This is a genomic window from Marivita sp., assembly GCF_020055635.1.
Classification (GTDB): Bacteria; Pseudomonadota; Alphaproteobacteria; order Rhodobacterales; family Rhodobacteraceae; genus Marivita.
Genome location: NZ_JAIPUT010000130.1, coordinates 1 through 4901, shown reverse-complemented (window position 1 = coordinate 4901; position 4901 = coordinate 1). Strand labels below are relative to the sequence as shown.

At 58.4% G+C, this 4901-nt stretch carries 8 protein-coding genes and 1 tRNA gene; 6 read left to right on the top strand and 3 right to left on the bottom strand.

Annotated features, from left to right (window positions below):
- The coding region (locus LCF60_RS23535) for a hypothetical protein (RefSeq protein WP_292294967.1) at positions 1-120 on the top strand (120 nt) is incomplete at its 5' end.
- A gap of 86 nt (positions 121-206) precedes the next feature.
- Here the strand turns inward: LCF60_RS23535 and LCF60_RS23530 are convergent.
- Complete coding sequence (locus LCF60_RS23530; protein ID WP_292294966.1) at positions 207-554, bottom strand: hypothetical protein; 348 nt, start codon at positions 552-554, stop codon at positions 207-209.
- Between the two features lie 307 nt (positions 555-861).
- A complete protein-coding gene (locus tag LCF60_RS23525; RefSeq protein WP_292294965.1) occupies positions 862-1422 on the bottom strand; it encodes a peptide-methionine (R)-S-oxide reductase in 561 nt (186 codons plus the stop codon).
- Positions 1423-1675: 253 nt separating this feature from the next.
- Here LCF60_RS23525 and LCF60_RS23520 point away from each other — a divergent pair.
- A tRNA-Trp gene (locus tag LCF60_RS23520) sits at positions 1676-1751 on the top strand.
- Between the two features lie 117 nt (positions 1752-1868).
- Here LCF60_RS23520 and LCF60_RS23515 read toward each other — a convergent pair.
- Entirely contained in the window at positions 1869-2456 is a 588-nt protein-coding gene (locus LCF60_RS23515; RefSeq protein ID WP_292294964.1) for a hypothetical protein, read from the bottom strand.
- Between the two features lie 297 nt (positions 2457-2753).
- Here LCF60_RS23515 and secE point away from each other — a divergent pair, with 297 nt between their 5' ends.
- The 4 genes from secE to rplA form a co-directional block, all read left to right on the top strand.
- Positions 2754-2951, top strand: coding sequence for a preprotein translocase subunit SecE (gene secE, locus LCF60_RS23510; RefSeq protein WP_292294963.1), 198 nt, complete (start codon positions 2754-2756; stop codon positions 2949-2951).
- Positions 2952-3130: 179 nt separating this feature from the next.
- Positions 3131-3661 (top strand): transcription termination/antitermination protein NusG, encoded by a 531-nt coding sequence (gene nusG / locus LCF60_RS23505; protein ID WP_292294962.1) that lies wholly within the window; start codon positions 3131-3133, stop codon positions 3659-3661.
- Positions 3662-3791: 130 nt separating this feature from the next.
- On the top strand, positions 3792-4241 hold the full coding sequence (gene rplK, locus LCF60_RS23500) for a 50S ribosomal protein L11 (protein ID WP_292294961.1): 450 nt from the start codon (positions 3792-3794) through the stop codon (positions 4239-4241).
- A gap of 1 nt (position 4242) precedes the next feature.
- Positions 4243-4901: 50S ribosomal protein L1 (rplA, locus tag LCF60_RS23495; protein ID WP_292294960.1), on the top strand; the 659-nt coding region annotated here is incomplete at its 3' end.

Genomic DNA, 4901 nt, shown 5'->3' with positions numbered 1-4901 from the left:
AACCTGAAGTTCGAGGTCGAGCTGATCGCGCCGATCGCGATGGAAGACGGCCTGCGCTTCGCCATCCGCGAAGGCGGCCGCACCGTCGGCTCGGGCGTCGTGTCCAAGATCGTCGCGTAAGCGTCGGGTCTTCCCAAACAAGGAAAGCCGCGCCCCTTTCGGAGCGCGGCTTTTTCGTTTTGCGCCGGGTGTTCAGAAAGCACCCGTCAGCGTTCGGCAGCCAGGCGCAGGATATTGCTTATCTTGTTCTTCTTTTCGGACTCGCTGTCACCGCTGAACATGATCGAATTGATGCGATTGATTTCACCGAGGGTGAGATTGGTGATATCGGCAACGTCCATTTGCATCGAGGTTAGTCCATTATAGACCGCGCCGGTCAACTGGTTCAATTCCTGTTCCATCGCAACTGCGGGGCTCAGGGTGCCGATCATCATCAGGGTGGCGGCAATACGGGTTGTCATATGTTTCATGTTGTTTCCTTCCGTAACTTGATTTCCGGCAATTCCATGCCGGTAAGCACAGCGTTCATCATGAAAGCGTTTTGGAATACTCACGTATTGCTCACGTCGAAACTCGTCAGAAGTGCTTTTGCATGATGGCGGAAGCGAGGTTCGTGGATATCACGGGTCAGACAATGCGCGGTTTTGGTAAGGCGTTGAAAACGTGCAATTAAAATCGACAGTTTGTGTTTCGCGGAATGCCGGTTTCGTGACGCCATTCACGGAAATCGGCACCCGCCGGAATATTTCAACAAGAAACTTCTTTTTGACAGGCAAGTGAGTCACAGAGTTGTCGTGGGCGTGAAAAAAAGCGACGGTTCGTGACCGCCGCTTTTTACATGTCGCGCATGGGTGGTGGGGATCAAGCGGCCTCGAAGAGCAAGGCCACTCCGTTCAGGCAGAACAATGTCTGGTCTTCGATCGAAAGAATATGTCCGAGGTGACTAGCGCAGCGGCGGCAATGACATTCGATAAGTGCGTCGCCGTCCGCCATTTCCGCGGCGGCGCCTTTTTCGTCGATGGAGGTGAGTACGGTGGTCGGTCGGGCCTGCGAGAAAAAGGTCCAGCCGATATCGAATTTCGGCACTTTCCATTTGGAGTCGAAATTCACCAGATTGCAGCCTTTGCACCTGTATTCACCTTCCGACATCTCGAAGGTGTTCAGGCTGGTGTGCGGCACCTCGGTTCCGCCTTCGCGCAGGACGAAGTACTCGGGCTTGCTCAGCAAGGCGCGCCATTCCGTTTCGGTCCGCGTGATTTCATACTCGAAATCTGTTGGCCCGACGCGGGCTGCGGCAGGGCGGGGCGTGGCCGCCATGATTGCGAGGAAAGGTGCGGTGACGGAGCTTGCCAGAAAGCCTCGCCTGCCGAGATCGGAACGAGTCGTTGAACGTGGTTTCATCGGGTTGTCCTCCGGGTTCATGGATTCAGCGTAGCGACCCGCGAGATCACCGGCGAATTAACTTTCCGGGAGGTTTCGACACGGCGCCATCACCTGCGCGTGCTCCCGCGCGGAGGACCGTGGTCAGCCCGATGTCATCCCGATTGAGCCGGCCGCGTGTGCCGACCCGAAAGATGACGCGGCGTGCCTGGCGCAAACAGAGAAAATTGTCGGATCCACGGTCTTCTGGGCCTTGATTTCAGGAGTGGCTTGGAATACCCGTCTCCTCGGCCTTAGGGGTATAGCTCAGCTGGTAGAGCGACGGTCTCCAAAACCGTAGGTCGCGGGTTCGAACCCTGCTGCCCCTGCCATTTTCCGTCAGACATGTGCAAATTCGACGCGACGGTCCCCTACGAGGGCTGTCTGTGCCAGGCACGAAAAAGGGCCGCCCGGAGGGCGACCCTTGTTCTGCGTCAAGTCTGGCAAGGTCAGCTGTTGATCAGTGCTTCGATCTGCTGAACCTTCTGGCTGCGGGACATGCCGCTATAGGCATAGCTCAGCGCCAGTTCGAGTTCGTCCTCGGTCAGAAGCGCGATGTCGTCTTCCGAGATATAGGTCGACAACATGTTCATTTCGCCTTGCGAGACCATTGCGAGGGTTTCCTCGTCCATCTCGTTGCCGGACAGGATGTTCTGCACCCGCTGGGTCACGATGGAGGGGCTTTCGCCACCATAAGTGACCGCCAGCGCGCTTTCCGCCTGTGCCTGCGTGATGGTGCCGAAATCCACACCCGGAGCATATTGCTCAAGACGTTCCATTTCGGCTTCGCTGATCATCACGACGCCAAGATCGACATTGTCCTCGGTTTCCAGGGCGCGCAGTTTTGCAACCTTTTCGCCGCGGGACATGCCGGAATTCACGATGCCATAGGCGATGTCGAAGTCACTGTCGGTGTAGCTGGAGGTGTCAATTCCGCTCGCAAAACTTTCGACCTGCTCAATCTGAGCTTCGGTTGCGGCAAAACCGGCCGTACCGAGCGTCGTGGCGAGTGCGGTTGCGATCATCATGCGTTTCATTTCAATCTCCTTATCAGTCTTGAATTGGTTATTCCAATCCACTGCGGACGGCTGGACGCCGACCGCTCTGGGGGCTCAACCGGTGCGGTAGAAAATCGTTCCTGAAAAATCTTGGAATTTCCGTGATTTCGGACACGTCATCGTGAGGAGCCGACGGCGGCCTGCTTCGCGCGCTCGCGCGGGCGCGCGCGTGCAGGTCAGATGCGGCGCAAAGGCCTTTCACTCAGGCGTCGCTTGAATTAGGGACAGGGCTTCGCTAGATGCGAAGCAGCAGAAACGCAAAGTGAGGCCGATCCCATGGCAACGACAAATCCGCTTCAGTTCATTCAGCAGGTTCGGGCTGAGGTGTCGAAGATTGTCTGGCCGACGCGGCGCGAGGTGCTGCTGACCACCGTGATGGTGTTCATCATGGCGGCGCTTACGGCGGTCTTCTTTGCGCTGGTGGACCTTCTGATCCGCAGTGGATTGCAGGGTCTGCTGAACATCTTCGGCTAGGCGCGGTCTGCTCTTGAAAAGCGCAGGGTAAGGCGGTAACTCACCGCCTAGAACGGAATGGGGCGTGCATCGATTCGAGTTGCACGCCGCTTTTTTATTCCGGAGCCGACGTTGCAGCGTTCGGCTGTTAGAAATCAGACGGCAACTCAGGCCGCGCGGACAAAGAGGTTTGTGACCAGATGGCGAAGCGGTGGTACTCGGTCAGCGTGCTTTCGAATTTCGAGAAGAAAATCGCAGAGCAGATCCTTCAGGCGGTCGAAGAGCAGGGCCTTCAGGATCAGATCGAGGAAGTTCTGGTTCCGACCGAGGAAGTGATCGAAATCCGGCGCGGCAAGAAAGTGACGGCCGAGCGGCGTTTCATGCCCGGCTACGTGCTGGTGCGGATGGAGATGTCGGATCAGGGGTATCACCTGATCAACTCGATCAACCGCGTCACCGGGTTCCTTGGTCCGCAGGGGCGTCCGATGCCGATGCGCGATGCCGAGGTGCAGGCGATCCTGGGCCGTGTGGCCGAAGGCGAGGACGCGCCGCGGACGCTGATCCATTTCGAGATCGGCGAGAAGGTCAAGGTCAACGAAGGTCCGTTCGAGGATTTCGATGGCATGATCGAAGAGGTCGACGAAGACAACCAGCGCCTCAAGGTGTCGGTGGTGATCTTTGGCCGGGAAACCCCGGTCGAGCTGGAATTCACGCAGGTCACGAAGCAATAGTGATCTGAGTGCAGGCGGGTATCCCGCCGAACGAGCGTGGGAGGCGAGCGGCACGCGTGTCGCGGACCGGACCACACAACAAGAGTGACCTTGGAACGCGTTCCCGGGTCGTTGGAAAAGGAGAGGCCAGATGGCCAAGAAACTTGCTGGCAAGATGAAGCTGCAGATCCCTGCAGGCAAAGCCAACCCCAGCCCGCCCGTGGGCCCCGCGCTGGGTCAGCGCGGCATCAACATCATGGAATTCTGCAAGGCGTTCAACGCCAAGACGCAGGATATGGAAGAGGGCGCACCGTGCCCGACCGAGATTGTCTATTACCAGGACAAGTCCTTCACCATGGAAATCAAGACGCCGCCGGCGTCCTACTACCTGAAGAAGGCCGCCGGCCTGAAGCCGGTGGGCAAGCGGAACCGTCCGCGTGGTGCAGAGGCTCCGGGTCGTGAGACTGTCGCAACCGTGACCGTCGGTCAGGTGCGCGAAATCGCGGAAGCCAAGATGAAAGACCTCAATGCGACTGACGTTGAAGGTGCAATGAAGATTATCCTGGGCTCGGCGAAGTCCATGGGCATCGAGGTGAAGTAAGATGGCTAAACTTGGAAAACGCACCCGTGCCGCCCGTGAAGCCTTTGCGGGCAAGGATGATGTCACCGTCGAGGAAGCCATCTCCCTGATCAAGGCCAACTCGAACGCGAAATTCGATGAGACGCTCGAGATCGCGATGAATCTCGGTGTCGATCCGCGCCATGCCGACCAGATGGTCCGCGGCGTTGTCGGCCTGCCGAACGGCACCGGCAAGACCGTGCGCGTCGCCGTGTTCGCACGTGGCCCCAAGGCGGACGAAGCCAAGGAAGCCGGTGCGGATATCGTCGGCGCCGAAGACCTGATGGAAACCATCCAGGGCGGCACCATCGATTTCGATCGCTGCATTGCCACTCCGGACATGATGCCGATCGTCGGTCGCCTGGGCAAGGTTCTTGGCCCGCGCAACCTGATGCCGAACCCAAAGGTCGGCACCGTGACGATGGACGTCAAGCAGGCTGTCGAAGACGCCAAGGGCGGTCAGGTCCAGTTCAAGGCCGAGAAAGCCGGTGTCGTTCACGCGGGAATCGGCAAGGTCTCGTTCGACGAAGCCAAGCTGATCGAGAACGTGAAGGCATTTGTCGATGCCGTCGCCAAGGCCAAGCCGAGCGGCTCCAAGGGCACGTACATGAAGAAGATCGCGCTGTCTTCGACCATGGGTCC

What these genes read in the sequence shown, in the direction of transcription:
- LCF60_RS23525 (WP_292294965.1), bottom strand. Translation starts at nt 1,422, where the DNA reads ATGAACCCGGAGGACAACCCGATGAAACCACGTTCAACGACTCGTTCC.
- LCF60_RS23515 (WP_292294964.1), bottom strand. Translation starts at nt 2,456, where the DNA reads ATGAAACGCATGATGATCGCAACCGCACTCGCCACGACGCTCGGTACG.
- secE (WP_292294963.1), top strand. Translation starts at nt 2,754, where the DNA reads ATGGCAACGACAAATCCGCTTCAGTTCATTCAGCAGGTTCGGGCTGAG.
- nusG (WP_292294962.1), top strand. Translation starts at nt 3,131, where the DNA reads ATGGCGAAGCGGTGGTACTCGGTCAGCGTGCTTTCGAATTTCGAGAAG.
- rplK (WP_292294961.1), top strand. Translation starts at nt 3,792, where the DNA reads ATGGCCAAGAAACTTGCTGGCAAGATGAAGCTGCAGATCCCTGCAGGC.